The following is a 20,665-nucleotide window of genomic DNA, read 5'->3' as shown; positions in this document are numbered from 1 at the left end:
GCCGCACCGGCGAAATGGGCCGGTTTGGCGTCCAAAACCGGTAAAATGCCGGACATCGCAGCACAAATGCCTCACAGAGCGGGGCAAAATGCGCCGGACGTTAACGAACTTTACCTTTTGTTTACCAGGACGTCCGAAGGTTAACGCTGGCGGCGCATATGGCGCTTTGGCTGCCGGCGCGTGAGCTGTCGCGGGTGATGTCACCCCCGGCGCACGCTTTGAAGGGGAGTGGCTTCTTCTGCTGAAGACCAGCACCCGACCCGGCACGTCCGAGACGTCATGTTCGCCAGGATCCGCGCGATGTCGCGGGGAAACTGTTGACGAGCTCGTGCAATGGATGGAGCAGGAAGCCTCACCCGGTCCTTTTTCAGATCGCTGAGGCCCCAAGCTGACCTGAAGGCGGCCGCGATCGGAGCGGTCGTGCTTCTGCGCGAGTGGATGCAGGACAAGCACGCTGAGGCCCGCGCCGCCGCCAAGGACAGGATCAAGACCAAGGCCCGGGCCAAGGCCGTCGTCGAGCGCGAGCCGCCGCCGCGCTTGGTCGCGCTGGTCGAGCGCTATCTGCCGCGCCGGGTCGGGATCAGCATGACCGTGCTGCTGCTGATCGGCAGCTGCGGCTTCGGCATCGTCAAGGGCGGCCATCTCCAGGATTTCATCACGGCGGTGAGCGACGCCCGTAACGCGCTGGCCAATTCCGCCGGGTTCCGCATCACCTCGGTCGTGATCAACGGCCGCAAGCAGCTCACCCAGGACGAGATCCTGGCGATCGGCGGCGTCAGCGGCCGCTCTTCGCTGCTGTTCCTCGACGCCGACGCGGTGCGCGACAAGCTCAAGGCCAATCCCTGGATTGCGGACGCGACCGTGCTGAAGCTTTACCCGGGCCGGCTCATGATCGAGCTCACCGAGCGCAAGGCGTTCGCGCTGTGGCAGGAGGCCGGACGGCTCTCGGTCATCGCCGACGACGGTGCCGTGCTCGAGCCCTATGTTTCGCGCCGCTTCCTGTCGTTGCCGCTCGTGGTCGGCAAGGGCGCCGAAACCCAGGCCCGCGATTTCCTGGCGCTGCTGGCACGCTATCCGCAGGTCAATGCGGTGACGAAGGCGGCGATCTACGTCGGCGAGCGGCGCTGGAATCTGAGGCTGAAGGACGGCCTCGACATCCGCCTGCCCGAGCAGGACGTCGGCAACGCGCTCGCGATGCTGTCCAAGCTCGACAAGGAGGACCGGCTGTTCTCCCGCGACATCGTCGCCGTCGACATGCGCCTGCCCGATCGGCTGGTGGTGCAGCTATCCGAGGACGCCGCCAAGGCGCGCGAGGATCTGTTCAAGGACAAGAAGAAAAAGAAGACCGGGGATTCCGCATGACCGGTCTCGATCGCACCCAGACGCCGAAGACCCGCCAGATGCCGCATAAGCGCGGCGGCCTCGTCGCCTGCCTCGACATCGGCACCAGCAAGATCGCCTGCATGATCGCGCGGCTGAAGCCGTCTGCGCCAAGTGAGGCGTTGCGCGGCCGCACCCATGCGGTGGAACTGATCGGATACAGCCAGATCCAGTCGCGCGGCATGAAGGCCGGCGCGGTGATCGATCTCGGCGAATGCGAGCAGGCGGTGCGCCAAGCCGTCGCGCTCGCGGAGAAGATGGCCAAGGTGCGGGTCGAGTCCGTGCTGCTCTCGGTCTCCGGTGGCCGGCTTTCCGGCCAGCTGGTCGAGGCCGCCGCCGACATCCGCGGCGGCGCCGTGACGCAGGCCGATGTCAGCCGCGTCACCTCCACCGGCATGCGCCACGCCACCGGCGAAGGCCGCACCGTGCTGCACGCGCTGCCGGTCGGCTACACGCTCGATGGCGTCAAGGGCATCCGCGACCCCCGCGGCATGGTTGCCCACCAGTTCGGCATCGACATGAACGTCGTCACTTGCGACGCCACCGTGGCGCGGAACCTGATGTTGGCGGTGGAGCGCTGCCACATCAATGTCGAAGCCATGGCGGCGAGCCCCTATGTGGCCGGCCTGTCGGTGCTGACCGACGACGAGGCCGATCTCGGCGCTGCCGTGGTCGAGATGGGTGCTGGCACCACCACGATCGCGGTGTATTCCGGCGGCCGTTTCGTGCATGCGGCGGGTTTTGCGGTCGGCGGGCAACACATCACGATGGATCTGGCGCGCGGACTCTCCGCGACCATTGCCGATGCCGAGCGAATCAAGACGTTATACGGGACCGTCATCACCGGCGGATCGGACTCGCGTGAGCTGATGTCTGTGCCGACGGCCGGTGACGAGCAGGATCTGCCGCAGATCGTTTCCCGCGCCACCATCGCCAACATCGTCAAGCACCGTGCCGAGGAAGTCTTCGAAATGGTTCGGGACAAGTTGAAGGATTCGCCCTTCGCCTCAGAGCCCAACGGCCGCGTCGTGCTTTCGGGCGGAGCCTCGCAGCTCACCGGCCTCGTCGAACTCGGAACCCAGATTCTCGGCCGGCCCGTGCGGGTCGGACGTCCGCTCGGCTTCGGCCGGCTGCCCAACGAGGCGAAGAACGCCGCGTTCGCGGTGCCGGCCGGACTCCTCGTCTACCCGCAATATGTTCACCTCGAACATGTCGAACCGCGGCATACGCGGCAGCAGGTCAAGACAGGGACCGGCGGCTATTTCGGAAAGGTCGGACGATGGCTACGCGAGGGCTTCTGATGAATCATTTCCGCAATTCCCGACTTTCACCAACTCCCGCGGCCGCTGGCCGGGGCGAACCCACGCGCGCGTGATCGAGAGGCAAACATGACCATCAGCATCAACGTTCCTGATATTCACGAACTGAAGCCCCGGATCACCGTGTTCGGCGTCGGCGGCGCCGGTGGCAACGCCGTCAACAACATGATCACGGCGGGCCTTCAGGGCGTCGACTTCGTGGTCGCCAACACCGACGCGCAGGCGCTGACGATGTCGAAGGCGCAGCGCATCGTGCAGATGGGCACCGCGGTCACGCAAGGCCTCGGCGCCGGCTCGCAGCCGAACGTCGGTGCTGCTGCTGCTGAGGAAGTCATCGACGAGCTGCGCGACCATCTCTCGGGCGCCAACATGGTGTTCGTCACCGCCGGCATGGGCGGCGGCACCGGCACGGGCGCTGCTCCCGTGATCGCCAAGACCGCGCGCGACATGGGCATCCTCACCGTCGGCGTCGTGACCAAGCCCTTCCACTTCGAGGGCGGCCGCCGCATGCGCACGGCTGAAGCCGGCATCAACGAGCTTCACAAGGTCGTGGACACGCTCCTGATCATCCCGAACCAGAACCTGTTCCGGGTCGCCAACGAGAAGACCACCTTCGCCGACGCCTTCGCGATGGCCGACCAGGTGCTCTACTCGGGCGTCGCCTGCATCACCGACCTGATGGTCAAGGAAGGTTTGATCAATCTCGACTTCGCCGACGTCCGCGCCGTCATGCGCGAGATGGGCAAGGCGATGATGGGCACCGGAGAAGCCTCCGGCGACAAGCGCGCGCTGACCGCCGCCGAAGCCGCGATCGCCAACCCGCTGATCGACGATTCCTCGATGAAGGGCGCCAAGGGCCTCCTCATCTCCATCACCGGCGGCAAGGACCTCACCTTGTTCGAGGTCGACGAAGCCGCGACCCGCATCCGCGAGGAAGTCGACCAGGACGCCAACATCATCGTCGGCGCCACCTTCGACGAAGCGCTCGACGGCCTGATCCGCGTCTCGGTCGTCGCCACCGGCATCGAGCAGGCTGCGATCGCCCGCAACAGCCAGGCGACCTCCGCTCCGGTCGCGAACGCCGCGCCCCAGGCGCAGCAGGCGCCCGCAGCTCCGGCCGCAGCCGCCGAGAGCCGTCTCGCCGACCTGACCGCGCGTCTGCGCGCCGACAACCAGCGCCTGGCCGAACGCGCCCAGAAGCTGGAATCCTCGATCCCCGCAGCCCAGGCTCCGGCCGCTGCCTCGCCGATGGCGCCCCGTCCGAACGTCGAGCGCGCCGCGCTCGCCGCCATCGCGGCTGCCGTTGCTGATGTCCCGCAGGCACCTGCGCCGACCCAGACCTATGGCGACGTGACCGTGCGTCCGATCGCGCAGAAGCCGACCCTGTTTCCGGAGCCTGAGCAGGCCCCGCTTGCGATCCAGGAGCCGATGACGCCCGAAACCTTCATCCCGCCGCAGGCCGAGCGGGGGCCGAGCCGTGCGCCCCGGATGCCGCGTATCGACGAACTGCCGATCCAGGCCCAGGCCGAGATTCGCCAGGCCCGTGGCGAGGTCGAGGAAGAGCCCACGCACAAGACCCGGCTGTCGTTGCTGCAGCGCCTCGCCAATGTCGGCCTCGGCCGTCGTGACGAGGAGAGCGAGCCGGCGCCCGCCGCCCGCACCGCCGGTCCCGCGATGCCGCCGTTGCCCGAGCGCCGCCCGCAGAAGACCGTGGCGCAGCAGATCGCGTCGAGCGAACCGGTATCCGAATACGCCCGTCGTCCCGCCCCCCAGGGACTGGACATGCATGGCCGACCGGCGCCTGTTGCGCCGGCGCCACAGGGCGACGACCATCTTGATATTCCGGCCTTCCTGCGGCGGCAGGCGACCTGAGGATTGTTACAATAAGGCGGACGAAAAAGGGTCCCGGCAACAAGCTTGCCGGGACCTTTCCTTTTTTCCCCTGCATGCCGCGATTATGCGACCAAACAACTGATTTTAAATCATTAATTACGTATTCGGGTGTTCAGTAAAACTGCCGGAGACGGCCCAAAACCTCGGCGCAATTTGGTTAAGCCTTGGCGCGAATACGGCAGGTTTGGGGTAACAATCGGTAAAAAAGCGTGAGTTGGCGCTGTTTGAGGCAGTGACTATGGTTTGCCGTGACTTGGGGATACGGAGATTCGTAAGCGTCGGCGCTGGCCGGCCAAGCGGGTCTCGTATAAGTCGCAGTGGGTCGTAGTGGGGCGGGTTCCTGATGAAATTTAGCCGGCAAACAACGCTTCGTGCGCAAGCCTCCGTGGCAGGCGTTGGCGTTCATTCCGGTCTTCCCGTTACCCTGACGCTCGGGCCCGCGCCTGTCGACGCGGGTTTTATTTTTGTCCGCACCGGGCTCGAGGGAAGTGATCGCGAAGTTCAGGCGACGGCCGGGCAAGTGGTTGCGACAGATCTCGCGACCGTGCTGGGTGACAGCGAGGGACCGCTCGTCTCTACTGCCGAGCATGTTCTGGCAGCCTTGCGTGGCATGGGCGTGGACAATGCCACCATCGAAGTCGACGGTCCGGAAGTGCCGATCATGGACGGCAGCGCCGCGGCCTTCGTTGCGGCGATCGATCAGGCTGGGATTGTCACTCAACCGGCGCCACGCCGCTTCATCCAGGTTTTGAAGCCCATCTCTGTCGCAATCGGCGACTCCTTTGGCGAATTGCGGCCCTATGCCGATGGCTTCCGCGCCGAAGTCGAGATCGATTTTGCCAATCCCGTGATTGGTCGGCAGAGCTACACGTTGGAGCTGGTGCCGGAGCGGTTCCGCCGCGAAGTTGCGCGCGCCCGAACCTTCGGTCTGATGTGCGATCAAGCGCGGCTCTGGGCTGCGGGCTACGGTCGCGGTGCTTCCTTCGGCAACACCGTGGTGTTCGACGAGGAACGGCTCCTCAATCCCGAGGGCCTGCGCTACGCCGATGAATGTGCCCGCCACAAGGTACTGGACGTGATCGGCGATCTCTCGCTGGCCGGCCTGCCGCTGCTTGGCGCCTACCGCTCGGTGCGTGGCGGCCACAAGCTCAACCACGCTGTCCTGACCGCGCTGCTCGCCGATCGTACCGCCTGGCGGGTGGTCGAGGGCGAGGCGGCCCGCCGCACCACGCGTCCCGTGGGCGACGTCGGTCGCGGCATCGTCGGCGGCCGGATCGCTGCGGCCTACGGGCCGGACGTATCCTGACGGCCTTACCGTCGCGGGCATTGGCCGCGGCGACCCCGGGAAACTCCTGGTAACCATGATCGGCTAGCATTGCGGCAAGTTCGCCTTAATCCGGGCGGAATGCCTGCCTATCCGGTTGGTTAAAGATCGCTTTTCGGATACATCGGCGTGGTCGCATGGCAAGGCACCACGGTTACATTTCGCGCCCATGACGGGGTTCATGGGCTGGCGGGCACCGCATCACAGGGCGTCAGGGCTTAAACTCATGTCGGCACAGCGTATGACGCGCGGATATTTCCAGGCCTTGTCGCGAGAGGTCTCGTCGCGAGCCCGTGGGCTGCTTCAGGCCGTCACCTTCGTTCTGCTTGCACTGCCGCTCGCCGGCTGCGGCACCGGCTCGCTCTGGGACAAGTTCACCGCCAAGGACGACACCTTCGTCGAGGAGCCCGCCGACAAGATCTACAATGAGGGCCTGTACCTCATGAACGAGAAGAAGGACATGAAGGCGGCGAACAAGAAGTTCGAAGAGGTCGACCGCCAGCATCCTTATTCCGACTGGGCCCGTAAATCGCTGCTGATGTCGGCCTATGCGTCCTACCAGGGCGGCGACTACGACGGCTGCATCGGCGCCGCCACGCGCTACGTGACGCTGCATCCCGGCAGCCCGGACGCGGCCTATGCGCAATATCTGATCGCAGCCTCACATTACGACCAGATTCCGGACGTCAGCCGCGACCAGGCTCGCACCGAGAAGGCGATCGCCGCGCTGGAAGAGGTGGTGCGCAAATATCCGAACTCGGAATACGCGACGTCCGCCAAGGCCAAGATCGAGGGCGCGCGCGACCAGCTCGCCGGCAAGGAAATGAATACCGGCCGCTACTACGCGCAGAAGCGCGACTACACGGCCGCGATCAACCGCTACAAGACCGTCGTCACACAATACCAGACCACCCGCCATGTCGAAGAGGCGCTCTACCGGCTGACCGAAGCCTATATGGCGATCGGCATCGTCGGGGAGGCGCAGACCGCGGCGGCTGTGCTTGGCCACAATTTTCCTGACAGCCGCTGGTACAAGGACGCCTATAATCTTGTAAAATCCGGCGGTCTCGAGCCGAGCGAGAATCAGGGGTCCTGGATCAGCAAGACCTTCAAGAAAATGGGTCTCGGCTAGGAAATAGGGTTCCATGCTGGCGCGTCTGTCGATCCGTGACATCGTCCTGATCGAACGGCTCGATATCGAATTCGCCGCCGGGCTCGCGGTTTTGACCGGCGAGACCGGTGCGGGCAAATCCATCCTGCTTGATGCCTTTGCGCTGGCGCTCGGCGGCCGCGGCGATGCCGGCCTCGTGCGCCACGGCGCGGAGCAGGGGCAGGTGACGGCCGTGTTCGATGTCCCCAAGAATCACCCCGCGGCGAAGATCCTCGCCGAGAACGGTCTGGATGATACCGGCGAAATGATCCTGCGCCGCGTGCAGCTCGCTGATGGCCGCACCCGTGCCTTCATCAACGACCAGTCGATCAGCGTGCAGACGCTGAAAGCGGTCGGCGCCGCCCTGGTCGAGATCCACGGCCAGCATGATGAGCGCGCGCTGGTCGATGCCGCCACCCACCGCCGCCTGCTCGACGCCTTCGCCGGGCTGGAGAAGGACGTCGCCGCGGTCGAAACGCTCTGGGACGCCCGCCGCACCGCCAACACCGCGCTCGAGGAGCATCGCGCCGGCATGGAGCGCGCCGCGCGGGAGGCCGACTATCTGCGTCACGCCTCGGCCGAGCTGAAGCAGCTTGCGCCCAAGGACGGCGAGGAGACCTCGCTCGCCCATCGCCGCACCACCATGATGCAGGGCGAGAAGATCGCCTCCGATCTGCGCGAGGCGCAGGAGGCGGTCGGCGGCAATCATTCGCCGGTCGCGGCCCTGTCGGCCGCCGTGCGCCGGCTGGAGCGCCGCGGCGTCAATTCGCCGGCGCTGGTCGAGCCCGCCGTGAAGGCGATCGACGCCGCGATCAACGCGCTGGAGGAGGCCGACCAGCACCTCCAGGCCGCGCTCGCTGCCACCGACTTCGATCCGGCCGAGCTCGAGCGTATCGAGGAACGGCTGTTCGCCCTGCGCGCCGCCTCGCGGAAATATTCGACGCCGGTCGACGGGCTCGCCGCGCTGGCCGCCAGATATGCCGCCGACGTCGTGATGATCGATGCCGGCGCCTCGCAATTGAAGAAGCTGGAGCAGGCCGCGATCGAGGCAGACAGTCGCTATGCCGCCGCTGCCAAGAAGCTGTCGCTGGCGCGGCAGAAATCGGCGGAGAAGCTCAACAAGGCCGTCAACGCCGAGCTCGCCCCGCTCAAGCTCGAACGCGCAAAATTCATGACCCAGGTCGCGACCGACGAGGCCGCACCGGGGCCGCAGGGTTTCGACCGCGTCGAGTTCTGGGTCCAGACCAATCCGGGCACCAAGCCGGGGCCGATGATGAAGGTGGCTTCCGGTGGCGAGCTGTCGCGCTTCCTGCTGGCGCTCAAGGTCGTGCTGTCCGATCGCGGCTCGGCGCCGACGCTCGTCTTCGACGAGATCGACACCGGCGTCGGCGGCGCGGTCGCCGACGCCATCGGCGCCCGCCTGGCGCGGCTGGCCGGCAAGGTCCAGGTGATGGCCGTGACCCACGCACCGCAGGTCGCCGCCCGCGCCGACCAGCATCTGCTCATCTCCAAGGACGCCCTCGACAAGGGCAAGCGCGTCGCCACCCGCGTCAATGCGCTCGCCGCCGACCACCGCCGCGAGGAGATCGCGCGCATGCTGGCCGGCGCGGAGATCACCGCCGAGGCGAGGGCGGCCGCGGACCGGCTGCTCAAGGCGGCGACGGCTTAGGCTTCCACCGTCATTCCGGGGCGATGCGCAGCATCGAACCCGGAATCTCGAGATTCCGGGTTCGGCTCTTCGAGCCGCCCCGGAATGACTGCTCAATTGCAGATCGACTCGTATAGATCATCCCAGTTTGGATTGTCCTTTTCGACCAGCTGGGTTTTCCAAGCCCGCCTCCACTTCTTGAGTTCTTTCTCGCGTGAGATTGCCGAGATTGGATCGTCATAGGCCTCGAACCAAACCAACCGGGATATGTTGTATCTAGCGGTGAATCCAGGGACCGCTTTGATTCGATGTTCATAGACGCGGCGCACCAGGTCATTGGTGATGCCAACGTAGATTGCCCCATCGCGCGGGCTTGCTAGAATATAGACGTAATACGCCATAGCCCTCCCACGACTTCGTCATTCCGGGGCGCGAAGCGCGATCCCGGAATCTCGAGGTTCCGGGTCTGGTCCTTCGGACCATCCCGGAACGACGAGCCACAACTTTAAGTATAATGGCCAGAGCAGCAAAATCGAAACCGCCTCGCGACGTCGCCGATCTCACCAAGGCACAGGCCAAGGTCGAGCACATGCGGCTGGCGCTCGAGATCGAGGGGCACAACGAACGCTACTATCAGGAAGACGCGCCGACCGTCACTGACGCAGAGTACGACGCTCTGCGGCAGCGCCTCAACGCGATCGAAAAACGCTTTCCCGAATTCGTCAGCGCGGATTCGCCGTCGCAGAAGGTCGGCGCCGCGCCGTCCGGCCGCTTCAAGAAGGTCCGGCATTCCGTTCCGATGCTGTCGCTCGACAACGCCTTTGCGGAGGAGGACGTGCGCGACTTCGTCGGCCGCATCGTGCGCTTCCTGAAGCTCGATGACGACAAGATCAATTTCTCCGCCGAGCCCAAGATCGACGGGCTTTCGATGTCCCTGCGCTATGAAGGCGGCGAGCTCGTCACCGCGGCGACGCGCGGCGACGGTGCGGTCGGCGAGGATGTCACCGCCAATATCCGCACCCTCGAGGACGTGCCGCAGAAGCTGAAGGGCCGCAACATCCCCGACATCTGCGAGGTGCGCGGCGAAGTCTACATGACCAAGAAGGCCTTTCTTGCGCTCAACGAGCGGCAAAAGGCGGCCGGAGACACCATCTTCGCCAATCCGCGCAACTCGGCCGCGGGCTCGCTCCGCCAGAAGGACCCGACCATCACCGCCTCGCGCCCCCTCGGCTTCTTCGCCTATGCCTGGGGCGAGATGAGCGCGATGCCGGAGGAGACGCAGAGCGGCATGATCCACTGGTTCGAGCGCTGCGGCTTCAAGACCAATCCGCTGACCAAGCTCTGCCATTCGGTCGAGGAGTTGATCGCGTTCCATCAGAGCATCGAGGAAGAACGCGCCGAGCTCGACTATGACATCGACGGCGTCGTCTACAAGGTCGACCGCATCGACTGGCAGGAGCGCCTCGGCTTCGTCTCGCGCACGCCGCGCTGGGCCATCGCCCACAAATTCCCGGCCGAGCGCGCCATGACGGTGCTGCGCGACATCGAGATCCAGGTCGGCCGTACCGGCTCGTTCACGCCGGTCGGCAAGCTCGAGCCGGTCGGCGTCGGCGGCGTGATCGTGCAGAACGTCACGCTGCACAACGAGGACTACATCAGGGGCATCGGCAACAAGGGCGAGGTGTTGCGCGAGGGGCGCGATATCAGGATCGGCGACACCGTCGTGATCCAGCGCGCCGGCGATGTGATCCCGCAAGTGGTCGACGTCGTCCTCGACAAGCGGCCGAAGAGCGCCAGGGAATTCCATTTCCCGAAGAAGTGTCCATGTCCGCTCCACACCGATGTCGTGCGCGGCGAGACCGCCGCCGGCGAAGAGGAAGCGCGCGCCCGCTGCACCGGCGAGTTCGCCTGCCCCTATCAGAAGATCGAGCATCTCAAGCTGTTCGTGTCGCGCCGCGCCTTCGACATCGACGGTCTCGGCGAGAAGCAGTTGCAGTATTTCTTCGACGAGGGATGGGTGAAGGAGCCCGCCGACATCTTCACGCTCGAGAAGCGCAATTCGAAGCTCAAGCTGGAAGAGGTCGAGGGCTACGGCGAAATCTCGGTGCGCAACCTGTTCGGCGCCATCGAGAGCCGCCGCAAGATTGCGCTGGAGCGCTTCATCTATGCGCTCGGCATGCGCCATGTCGGTGAGACCACGGCGCTGGCGTTGGCGCGCGGCTACGGCTCGTGGGAAGCCTTCCACGACGCCTGCCTCAAGGTCGCCAAGGGCGACGAGGAGGCGATGGCGGAAATGGACGCGCTCGACCAGATCGGCGACACCGTGATCAAGAGCATCGCCGATTATTTCGGCGAGAGCCACAATCGCGGCATCGTCGAGCGGCTGATCAGGGAGGTCGAGATCGTCGACGCCGAGAAGCCGAAGAGCAATTCGGCGGTCGCCGGCAAGACTGTGGTGTTCACGGGCTCGCTGGAGAAGATGACGCGCGACGAGGCCAAGGCCACGGCTGAGCGCTTGGGGGCGAAGGTGTCGGGCTCGGTGTCGAAGAAGACCGATCTCGTCGTCGCCGGCCCCGGCGCGGGCTCGAAGCTGACGGAGGCCAACAAGCACGGCGTCAAGGTGCTGACCGAGGACGAGTGGCTGAAGCTGATCGGGGAGTGACCGCCGGCGCCGTGACCTTCCCCGGCCTCAGGCGATCCCGGCGGCCCCTGCCGATTGTTGCCTGGTCTTATCCGCGAGTGCCACGGATTGCTCGAGATCGTACAACCGCAATTGGTCGGCGAGATTGAAGCGCGCCGAGATGCAGTCGCCTGTGTCGGTCACTTTCGCCGCTTCCCAAGGACAGCCCGTCATACACAGCGGCGCGACGTGACAGCTCCGGCACGCGGGTTTGGCTGATGGTTCATACCCCGCCCATTGCTGCTTGACTTCGTTGGGCTGCGGCTCCGTCGCCGGACTATAGCGACCCAGCGCCTGACGCGCATCCTGGTGCGCTTCGTTCCAGCAGTTGAAGATGCCGCCGCCCGGGCCGAGCACGAAGCTGTTGTTGCTGTCCGCCGAGCAGAGCGCCCCGCGCTTGGGTTGCGGCAACATGGCCCCGCTGGCGAATCCCTTGCGGAACTTGAGGAACTTGAATTGCGTCTCGATGGCCGCGAACTCCTCCTTGGTCAGGATATCAGTCGCGCCGACCTCGTCGGTGTAGTGCCAGACATGGCCGAGATAGACGCCGACGTGGCGCAATCCGCGTTCCGTGAGCGCATCGAGCAGCTCTTCCAGACCGTCGACGTTTCGATGGTCCACATTCACGCGCACCAGGATCGGGATATGCCGGGCCGCGGCCACCAGATTGTCCAGGATGCGATCGAAGGTGCCGTTGCCGGCAAGGGTCGGTCGACGAATGTCGTGATGCCTCCGTGCACCATCGAGCGTGACCTGCGCATCGCCGAAGCCCGGAATACTTGCCAGGAAGGCAGCGCGTGACTCCGTCAGCAGATAGCCGTTGGTGATGATGCTGTGCCCGAACGTGCAATCGCGCTCCATCGCGAGCGCGTGAAGCCGGGGAGCCAGTTTTTCGATCACATCGAATGCGCCCAGCGGCTCACCGCCGAACCAGGTGACGTTGAGTGACGTCCCGGCTTCCAGCCGGGCGTCCACGAACGCCAGCAGATCGTCGATCCTTGCATCGTCCATACGGGTGTTCGAATGGCTCTGGAAGCAATAGCCGCATCCGAAATTGCATGTGATCGTCGGCGCGATAGTGAGGCCGAGGCCACGCGAGGCGGCCTTGCCGCCGTAATAGCGGTTGCTGATTTCGGCCTGCTCGTCGCATTCGTCCGGAATGACGAAACCGTTCTCGATCAGGGTCTTCTGAAACGGCCTGACGGGTTCGGGTGGGCTCCCTGTCGTCTCGATCGACGCAAGCAGGGCCTCGTAGTCGTCGAGCCGTTCGGCATCGAGCGACAGGAACGCTCCGGTCAGCGCGTTGAACGCGAGATGCTTGCCCGGAGCGAAGGATGAGGTCAGACAATTATAGGCCGAGATCTTCATTGTCGGTGTCGCCGGGCATGGACCGTCAGGTCGCGAGATCGGGTCCTGAGAGCGGACGGGATGACAGCTGCGACCAGGATCCGGCCGGCAGCCTGGACATCACTTCGGTCAGGGCGCCGAGTGTCGATGCCCGCGATTCCCAATGGTGGTAGTTGTTGCAGGAGACCTTTCCGCAACTCACACTTTGACACGTATGGTTGGCGCAGACTTTGGTCGAGCATGCTTCGGTGGGGCAGGCGCTGGACTTCGTGGGGCATGTGACGCCGCTGCAGCTTCCCGGCTTGAAGCCGGAGCAGTCGTGCGGGTCGCAGCCGCCGCTGGCGTACAGGACGTTGCCGATCCGGGCTTCTTCGTTGACGGCGGGGACCGAGATATCGAGACCGATTTGCTTCATCGCCTCGAGCATGTTGGCGACGTCTCGAGGATCGATTGCGCTTTTGATGTCGTAGCCGGCGCTGCGTTCGGTCATGACCTTCCTCCCTGCTCGAATCCGCCATTAGGCTCTTCGAAGGTCGGCCAGCCCGCATTGACCTGTGTCAACCCATGCGGGAGTCTATTGCCTGTCTATGCGCTTTGGTTGTGGTAACCGGGTGCTGGATCGGAACTGCCGGAGTCCGTCCGCCACTTCACATCACCCCGCTTTCTTCCTCTTCCGCCTGCTCGATCAACGTCTTGCTCACCACCAATTCGCGGCGGGGCACGACGAAGATCATCATGCAGGCACATAGCAGCGAGATGGCGAGGACGGCCGAGGTCAGCGGCAGCGTCGTGACGGAGTGGCCACCGAGATAGGCGCCGAATTGCGACATCAGCGCGCCGATGCCCTGTTGCAGAAAGCCCATGGCGCCCGACGCGGTGCCGGCGGCCTCGGGGCGGATGCTGATCGCGCCGGCGGCGGAATTTGCCATCACGAAGGCATTGCCGACCATCACGATCATCTGCGTGCCGAACAGCCAGGCCGGAGCTTCGTTCCAGCCGGCAAGGCTCCACAGCAGGTTCAACAGGCTGCCGGCAAGCTGGAGCGCGAGGCCGAACCAGATCAGCCTCTCCAGCGAGTGCCTCGGCGCAAAGCGCACGCAGAGCAGGTTGCCGACGAGATACGCAAATCCGGTCGTTGCGAACCAAGCGCCGTATTCGGCGCTGCTGCGGCCCATCTGCGTCACGACGATGTAAGGACCGCCGCCGGCGAAGGTGAAGATGATCTGCGAGGCCAGCACCTGGCACATCACATAGCCGATGAAGGCGCGGCTCTTGACCAGCGTGCCGACGTCGCTGCGAAAGCCGCCGCTGCCGACCGCGCGGTCGCGGCGCGTCTCGGGCAGCGCCAGTGCGATGCCGACGGTAACCGTAAGCGCGCCGGCCGTGACGGCATAGAAGATCGCGCGCCAGCCGAACGCGGTCTCGATCAGGCCGCCGGTAAGCGGTGAGACCATCTGACCGATCATCAGCGCGGCGACCACGAGGCTGATCATGGAGGCGACGCGGTCACGCTCGTAGATGTCGCGGATGATGGCCCGGCTGATCACCATCCCGGAGGCGCCGCCGAGCGCCTGGAAAAAGCGCGCGGCGATCAATTGCGGCAGGGTCTCGGCGAAGATGCAGCCGACGCTCGCCACGACCATCAGCGCGAGGCCGCCCAGCAGCACCGGGCGACGGCCGAATCTATCCGACAGTGGCCCCATGATGAGCTGCGACAGCGCGATGCCGACCATGTAGAGCGACACCGTCATCTGCGCGATCGAAATGTCGCGCCCGAAATTCGTCGCCAGCACCGGCAGTGCCGGAACCAGGATGTAGAGCGAGATCGGCGCGATCCCGGTCATGACGACCAGCAGCAGCAACACCGCGCGCGAGGTCGCAAGGTTGGTCGCCGTTCTCGGCGGCTTGCTGATCATGCCGTGCATAAACGTCCGTCTTTCGAATTCGAATCGACTGTAGCGCGCCCGCGCAAGACGGATATCGGCGTTTCGGAATGCGGCTATTCGGATTTTGGGACGGTTATGATGCGGGCACGATGGTGCCCGATTGGGCGCGTTGCTCGTGCCGTCTCCTGCCTCTGGAATACTGGATTCCCCGCCTGCGCGGGGAATGACAGCGAAGGCTAGGAACAAGCATTGCGCCAGTCGCGTGGCGCCATGCGCGCTATGCCGTCAGCTCCGCCGTCGCCTGATCGAGCCAGGCCTTCGTCGCCGCGTCCAGCGCCGGCCGCGCCTCGGCCCTCACGCGCGCGTGGTAGGCATTGAGCCAGTCGAGCTCACCCTTGCTCAGCATCTCGACCTCGATCAGCCGGCGGTCGATCGGCGCGAGCGTCAGCGTCTCGAAGGCGTTCATCGGCTTCTCGGCGCCCTTGATCTCGGCAGCGACGACCAGCTCGAGATTCTCGATACGGATGCCGAAACCGTCGGTCTTGTAATAGCCCGGCTCGTTGGAGAGGATCATGCCGCGCTTCAGCGGCGTGGTGCCGAGCTTCGAGATCCGCGCCGGCCCTTCGTGCACGCTGAGATAACTGCCGACGCCGTGGCCGGTGCCGTGCTCGAAATCGATTCCGGCGGCCCAGAGATATTGCCGCGCCAGCGTGTCGAGCTGCGCGCCGGTGGTACCGTCCGGAAAGACCGCGCGCGCGATCGCGATGTGGCCGCGAAGCACGCGGGTGAAGCGGTCGCGCATCTCGTCCGTCGGATCGCCCACGGCCATGGTGCGCGTGACGTCGGTGGTGCCGTCTTCGTACTGCGCGCCGGAATCGATCAGCAGGAGGTCGCCGGGCGCGATCCGCCGGTTGCTCTTGCGGGTGACGCGGTAATGCACGATGGCGCCGTTCGGGCCGGTGCCGGAGATGGTCGGGAACGACACGTCCTTCAGCGCACCGGTGTCGCGGCGGAACGTCTCCAGCGCCTCGACCGCGTCGATCTCGGTCAGCTTGCCGCTGGGGGCTTCCCGATCGACCCATGCGAGGAAGCGCGCCAGCGCCACGGCGTCGCGCACATGAGCCGTCTTCGTACCCTTGATCTCGGTCGCGTTCTTGACCGCCTTCAGCAGCGCAATCGGATCGCTGCCGCGCACCGGCTTGCCGCCGGCGCCCGTGATCAGGCGGCCGAGCGCGTCGGCCGCGGTAGCGCTGTCGAGAGCGATCGACCCGCCGCCCTTGGCGAGCGCCATCAATGTCGGCGCCATCGCATCGGGCTCGCGCACGTCGGCGGATTGCTCGAGATGGTCGCGCGTGAGGTTGGAGAGCTTGCGGTGGTCGATGAAGATGGTGGGCCGGCCGTCTTTCGGCACCAGCGCGTAGGACAGCGGCAGCGGGGTGTGGGCGACGTCGGCGCCGCGGATGTTGAAGGTCCAGGCGACCGCGTGGCTGTCCGACAGAACCAGTGCATCGACGCCGAGCTTGCCGATCTCGCTTCTGATCTGCCTCAGCTTCTCGGCCTCCGTGATGCCGGCATGCTGCAGTCCGTGGACGGCGACGGGGGCGAGCGGCGGCTGCGGACGGTCCTGCCAGATCGCGTCGACCGGATTGCTGTCGACGGCAACGAGCTCGGCGCCGGCCTTGGCGCAGGCGGCGGACAGGCGCTCGGCTGCCGCAAAAGTGTGCAGCCACGGATCAAATCCAAGGCGGTCGCCGGCCTTCAGATGCGCCGAGACCCAACTCTCCGGCGGCGGGTCGATCAGCGATTCCACGGCCCAGGCCTTTGCATCGACCTGCTTGGCGGCCTGAAGCGTGTAGCGGCCATCGACGAACAATGCGGCTTCCTGGCTCAGAACCACCGCGAATCCCGCCGAGCCCGTGAAGCCGGTCAGCCAGGCCAGCCGCTCTTCCGACGGCGGTACGTATTCATTCTGCTGCTGATCGGCGCGCGGAACGACGAAGCCGGTGAGCTTGCGACGGGCGAGTTCTTCGCGAAGTGCCGCCAGCCGCGCCGTCAATGCGACGCCGGCCTCCGGCTCCTCGAATGTCTGGAAGTGTGCTTCGAACATGGTGGATCACTTTAGGATCATGGGGACGAGTCCGCAATCTGGACGCATTTCGCGCCGCATCTGGCATGGACTGTGCTTGAATGGTTCCATTCGAATTGAGTGGAGTGAAGGATGCGGCAGTTGCGCTTCGTCCGGACAACAGGGAAATTCGAGCAGGTGGTTCATCTCAACGGCGAGGGGACACACGATGCCAGCGTTCACGTTTGAGAAGATTTCGCCGCCGGCGCGCCGCAGCCCGGCTGCTCCGGTACCGAAGAAGCCGCGCAGCGTCATCAGCCAGGTGATCGACCGCATTGCCGAGCGCCGAGCCAAGCGCAGCTTGCAGCACGAGCGCGCGCTGCGGCGGGACGATAAGCCGTCGGAATAGGCGGCATTTATAATGCCGTTGGGTGGGTAAAGGCGCTTGGCGCCGTGGCCACCATGTTTGCTTCATTCGAGGCCGAAAGGGTGGGCACGCTTCGCTTTGCCCATCCTGCGCCACCTCGCTCAATCCATCTTCCTCAACAACAGGCTGCTCCACCCCTCGATCCGCAGATGCTTCAGCGGCACGAGGCCGCGCGCGCGATAGGCGGCGATCACGGCGGGGGCCTGATGCGTCAACAGGCCGGAGAGGATGACGCGTCCGCCGGTTGCGAGATGCCGCGCCATCGGGCCCGCCAATTGCCGCAAGGGGTTGGCGAGGATGTTCGCCAAAACGAGGTCGAACGGACCGGCGCGTCCAAAGTCCGGCGCGGCAAAGCCGGTGGCACGGATCACCCGGACATGCGTGCCGACTTTGTTCAGGGTGGCGTTTTCAGCTGCCACGCGCACGGAGGGCAAATCGATGTCGGAGGCGAGCACGGCGCGGTGCAGCGCCTTGGCCGCGGCGATCGCCAGCACGCCCGTCCCGGTGCCGAGGTCGAGCAGGTTCGCCGGGCGGGAACTCTTGAGGACATGGTCAAGCAGCAGTAAACAGCCACGCGTCGTGCCGTGATGGCCGGTGCCGAACGCGAGCGCCGCCTCGATCTCGATTGCGAGCTTGTTCGGCGCCACCCGGTCGCGGTCATGGCTGCCGTGCACGACGAAGCGCCCGGCCGGGACCGGGACCAGATCTTCCAGGCTGGCCTTGACCCAGTCCTTGGCCTCGACGGTGTCGAAGGCAAGCGTCGCGGCGATCTCATTTCCTGCTGAAGTTGCAATGAGTTCGCGTAGCCATGCTTGATCGGGCGCGTCGGCGAAATGGAGCGTGACGTCCCATTCTCCGTCCGGGCGTTCGAAGGCCGCAACGGCCGCATCGCCCTCGAAGAACATCTCGGTGAGCACGTCGACGACGCGCCTGGCGTCGGCTTCACTACCGATCGAAAAGCTGACGCGATGGGTGGGAGAAGGCTGCATTCAAGGTTCCGTTGAGTTCAATTTTTGGAACTTTTGTGGCCAATTATCGCCACAAGTTGCGGTTCCCGGGTTAACCGGGCCGTAGTTTGTGTTCCGTACCCTTCCGGATGTTGAATTAAGCCAACACAGCTTGGAATTGAAACGGAGGCGAGTCTTGAAGAACATGATTCAGAAGTTCTGGTCGGATGAGTCCGGTGCAACGGCGATCGAATACGGTCTGATTGCCGCGGGTATCGCTCTTGCGATCATTACCGTGGTCAACAGCCTGGGCGTCACCCTGAACGACAAGTTCACGTCCATTAGCAGCTCCCTGAAGTAATTTCCGTCCTCATTTCCCAGCGGGGACACTTTCTTCATAGGCTGAGCCTGACGAGCGCCCGCGCGGGGAATTGCCTCCGGCGGGCGAGGTCGTTTTGGGCCGGTTCTCGCAGGCAGGCCGGTCGAATCTCAGTCCGAATTTGGTGGCCTGACGCCGCAGACGAATGTCTTGGGCGACGATCCGGCGCGCCCGTTCGGCCTGATCTTCCGCAATCAGCTTGGCGACCAGCTATTCATCCGCGACCGACGCCGCAACTTGCTCGCTCCAGCGGATATCTTTTGCGTTTCTATTCTCGTCGATCATGCGAGATACCACTCGACGTCCACAGCCTGTGCGCGCGCTATTCGCGACCCATCCACAGCTTTATACCCTCTTTATCCCGCGCCCTTTCCACAGCTTGATCCAGGCTTGTGTTGAAAGACGACGGTAGGTTTGCCACAGCCCTGCCAACAGCCTTTCCACAGCCCATCCACAGGCCTACCCACGGCTTTTGAACAGCGACCGGTGATCGCTCAAGATCACCTGCGCCGCGTTGTGGCCGGGCGCTCCGGTGACGCCGCCGCCGGGATGGGCGCCAGAGCCGCAATGGTAGAGGCCCCTCAGGGGTCCGCGATAATCGGCATGGCCCAGCATTGGCCGTGCCGAGAACAGCTGGTTCAAGCTCAGCGCGCCGTGGAAGATGTCGCCGCCGAGCAGGCCGAACTGCCGTTCGAGATCAAGCGGGGACAGGATCTGACGGCCCAGCACGCTCGCGGCAAAACCCGGGGCGTATTTATCCACCGTTGCAATCATGAGATCGGCGACCTCGTGCCGATGCTCGTCCCACGATTTTCCATCGGGAAGCTCCGGCGCGACGTGCTGGCAGAACAGGCTCGCGACGTGTTTTCCTGAAGGCGCCAGCGTGTCGTCGAGCGTGGAGGGGATCAGCATCTCGACGACGGGCTCTCGGCTCCAGCCCTGCGCCCGCGCATCGAGCCAGGCGCGATCCATATAGCCGAGGCTCGGCGCCAGGATGATGCCGGAGGTGAGGTGATCGCCTTCACCGGGCAGCGCGGTGAAGGAGGGCAGGCGGTCCAGCGCCACGTTCATGCGGAAGGTGCCGGAGCCGTTCTTCCAGTGTTTGATGCGCGCGAGGAAGTCCTGGGGCAGGGCGTCGGCTGCGATCAGCCGCGTATAGAGCAGTTTTGGATTGACGTTGGCCGCGACATATTTCGCGCGGATCGTCTCCCCGTTCTCCAGCACGACGCCGACGGCGCGGTCGCGCTCGACGATCACCTCGCGCACGCCGGCATCCGTGGCGATCACGACGCCCCTCGCCTTGGCGGCGCGCGCCATCGCCTGCGTGATCGCGCCCATGCCGCCGATGGCATGGCCCCAGACGCCCTTCTTGCCATTCACCTCGCCGAAGGCGTGATGCAGCATCACATAGGCCGAGCCCGCGGCGTAGGGGCTGGCATAGTTGCCGACGATGGCGTCGAAGCCGAACAGCGCCTTGACCAGATCCTGCTCGAAGCGCTCATCCAGCATCTCGCCGGCGGAGCGGGTGAAGAGATCGAGCAGGCTGCGGCTCTGCTCCAGGGTGAGCCCGCGCAGGATGTTGGCGGTCTTGAAGGCGTTGATGCCTTCGCGGACGGCCGCCGTGCCAAGACCATCGACGAGGTTCGGCGGCGCACGGAGCACGAACCGCCTGAGCACGTCGGCGATATCTTCCAGCTCGCGTGAAAACCCGTCGAGCGCGCCTGCGTCATGCGCACTCAGCCGCGCGACTGATGCCTTCGTCCGTCCCTCGCCGGTGAGGAGATAGCTGCCGTCGGGCGCGGGCAGGAAATTCTGGGCACGCCGCTCGACGATGCGCAGTCCCTGCTCGGCGAGGCCGAGGTCGCGGACCACCTGCGGATTGAGCAAGCTCACAGTGTAGGCCGCGACCGAATTGCGGAAACCCGGGTGAAACTCCTCCGTGACCGCGGCGCCGCCGACCACCTCGCGGCGCTCGACCACGCGCACGCGCAAACCCGCCATCGCGAGATAGGCCGCGCAGGTGAGGCCGTTATGGCCAGCGCCGATGATGAGGACGTCGGTTTCGGTCATGAGGATGCAAGGCCCGGTCTACCGTCATTCCGGGGTTCGCGTAGCGAGAGCCCGGAATCTCGAGGTTCCGGGTTCGATGCTTCGCATCGCCCCGGAATGACATCTGTATATCAAGCATTCCTCGCTGCAACATCACGAGCCCCTTTATTG

Annotated in this window: 16 protein-coding genes; 9 read left to right on the top strand and 7 right to left on the bottom strand. The window is 65.1% G+C overall.

What is annotated here, in order from left to right:
- Positions 1 to 333 precede the first annotated feature (333 nt).
- The 6 genes from UNPF46_RS02065 to recN all read left to right on the top strand — a co-directional run bounded on the left by UNPF46_RS02065 (position 334) and on the right by recN (position 8,735).
- Positions 334 to 1,362 (top strand): cell division protein FtsQ/DivIB, encoded by a 1,029-nt coding sequence (locus UNPF46_RS02065; protein WP_100178490.1) that lies wholly within the window; start codon positions 334 to 336, stop codon positions 1,360 to 1,362.
- The gene (ftsA, locus tag UNPF46_RS02060; protein WP_097663106.1) at positions 1,359 to 2,681 is read left to right on the top strand and encodes a cell division protein FtsA; all 1,323 of its coding nucleotides are present in this window, start codon (positions 1,359 to 1,361) and stop codon (positions 2,679 to 2,681) included. Before UNPF46_RS02065 ends, ftsA begins: the two co-directional genes overlap by 4 nt.
- Before the next feature lie 87 nt (positions 2,682 to 2,768).
- The gene (gene ftsZ / locus UNPF46_RS02055) at positions 2,769 to 4,571 is read left to right on the top strand and encodes a cell division protein FtsZ (protein WP_142248871.1); all 1,803 of its coding nucleotides are present in this window, start codon (positions 2,769 to 2,771) and stop codon (positions 4,569 to 4,571) included.
- 364 nt (positions 4,572 to 4,935) lie between these two features.
- Entirely contained in the window at positions 4,936 to 5,898 is a 963-nt protein-coding gene (gene lpxC, locus UNPF46_RS02050) for a UDP-3-O-acyl-N-acetylglucosamine deacetylase (protein WP_100178492.1), read from the top strand.
- A 244-nt stretch (positions 5,899 to 6,142) separates the two neighbouring features.
- Entirely contained in the window at positions 6,143 to 7,048 is a 906-nt protein-coding gene (locus tag UNPF46_RS02045) for an outer membrane protein assembly factor BamD (RefSeq protein WP_142248870.1), read from the top strand.
- A gap of 13 nt (positions 7,049 to 7,061) precedes the next feature.
- A complete protein-coding gene (recN, locus tag UNPF46_RS02040) occupies positions 7,062 to 8,735 on the top strand; it encodes a DNA repair protein RecN (RefSeq protein ID WP_142248869.1) in 1,674 nt (557 codons plus the stop codon).
- A 92-nt stretch (positions 8,736 to 8,827) separates the two neighbouring features.
- Here recN and UNPF46_RS02035 read toward each other — a convergent pair whose 3' ends face one another.
- The gene (locus UNPF46_RS02035) at positions 8,828 to 9,115 is read right to left on the bottom strand and encodes a GIY-YIG nuclease family protein (RefSeq protein ID WP_142248868.1); all 288 of its coding nucleotides are present in this window, start codon (positions 9,113 to 9,115) and stop codon (positions 8,828 to 8,830) included.
- A 113-nt stretch (positions 9,116 to 9,228) separates the two neighbouring features.
- On the opposite strand from UNPF46_RS02035, the gene ligA reads away from it, so the two are divergent.
- Positions 9,229 to 11,376 (top strand): NAD-dependent DNA ligase LigA, encoded by a 2,148-nt coding sequence (gene ligA / locus UNPF46_RS02030; protein WP_181769729.1) that lies wholly within the window; start codon positions 9,229 to 9,231, stop codon positions 11,374 to 11,376.
- Between the two features lie 27 nt (positions 11,377 to 11,403).
- Here ligA and UNPF46_RS02025 read toward each other — a convergent pair whose 3' ends face one another.
- The 4 genes from UNPF46_RS02025 to UNPF46_RS02010 all read right to left on the bottom strand — a co-directional run bounded on the left by UNPF46_RS02025 (position 11,404) and on the right by UNPF46_RS02010 (position 16,734).
- Positions 11,404 to 12,762 carry a radical SAM/SPASM domain-containing protein gene (locus UNPF46_RS02025; RefSeq protein WP_142248866.1) on the bottom strand — a complete coding sequence of 453 codons (1,359 nt, stop codon included), beginning with the start codon at positions 12,760 to 12,762 and terminating at the stop codon, positions 11,404 to 11,406.
- A gap of 25 nt (positions 12,763 to 12,787) precedes the next feature.
- Positions 12,788 to 13,231, bottom strand: a complete 444-nt coding sequence (locus UNPF46_RS02020) for a hypothetical protein (RefSeq protein ID WP_142248865.1) — start codon at positions 13,229 to 13,231, stop codon at positions 12,788 to 12,790.
- Between the two features lie 157 nt (positions 13,232 to 13,388).
- Positions 13,389 to 14,666, bottom strand: a complete 1,278-nt coding sequence (locus UNPF46_RS02015) for a multidrug effflux MFS transporter (RefSeq protein ID WP_100178499.1) — start codon at positions 14,664 to 14,666, stop codon at positions 13,389 to 13,391.
- 238 nt (positions 14,667 to 14,904) lie between these two features.
- Entirely contained in the window at positions 14,905 to 16,734 is a 1,830-nt protein-coding gene (locus UNPF46_RS02010) for an aminopeptidase P family protein (protein ID WP_142248864.1), read from the bottom strand.
- 187 nt (positions 16,735 to 16,921) lie between these two features.
- On the opposite strand from UNPF46_RS02010, the gene UNPF46_RS02005 reads away from it, so the two are divergent.
- Positions 16,922 to 17,101 (top strand): hypothetical protein, encoded by a 180-nt coding sequence (locus tag UNPF46_RS02005; RefSeq protein WP_100178501.1) that lies wholly within the window; start codon positions 16,922 to 16,924, stop codon positions 17,099 to 17,101.
- 119 nt (positions 17,102 to 17,220) lie between these two features.
- Here the strand turns inward: UNPF46_RS02005 and UNPF46_RS02000 are convergent, their stop codons facing one another.
- Complete coding sequence (locus UNPF46_RS02000; protein WP_100178502.1) at positions 17,221 to 18,108, bottom strand: 50S ribosomal protein L11 methyltransferase; 888 nt, start codon at positions 18,106 to 18,108, stop codon at positions 17,221 to 17,223.
- Positions 18,109 to 18,271: 163 nt separating this feature from the next.
- On the opposite strand from UNPF46_RS02000, the gene UNPF46_RS01995 reads away from it, so the two are divergent.
- Positions 18,272 to 18,427, top strand: a complete 156-nt coding sequence (locus UNPF46_RS01995) for a Flp family type IVb pilin (RefSeq protein WP_091961919.1) — start codon at positions 18,272 to 18,274, stop codon at positions 18,425 to 18,427.
- 477 nt (positions 18,428 to 18,904) lie between these two features.
- On the opposite strand, the gene UNPF46_RS01990 is transcribed toward UNPF46_RS01995, so the two are convergent.
- The gene (locus UNPF46_RS01990; protein WP_142248863.1) at positions 18,905 to 20,515 is read right to left on the bottom strand and encodes a phytoene desaturase family protein; all 1,611 of its coding nucleotides are present in this window, start codon (positions 20,513 to 20,515) and stop codon (positions 18,905 to 18,907) included.
- Between the last annotated feature and the right edge of the window lie 150 nt (positions 20,516 to 20,665).

It is taken from the genome of Bradyrhizobium sp. UNPF46, assembly GCF_006658625.1.
GTDB classification, from domain to species: Bacteria; Pseudomonadota; Alphaproteobacteria; order Rhizobiales; family Xanthobacteraceae; genus Bradyrhizobium; species Bradyrhizobium nitroreducens.
The sequence above is the reverse complement of the archived record's forward strand: the minus strand, read 5'-3'. Positions and strand labels throughout refer to the sequence as shown.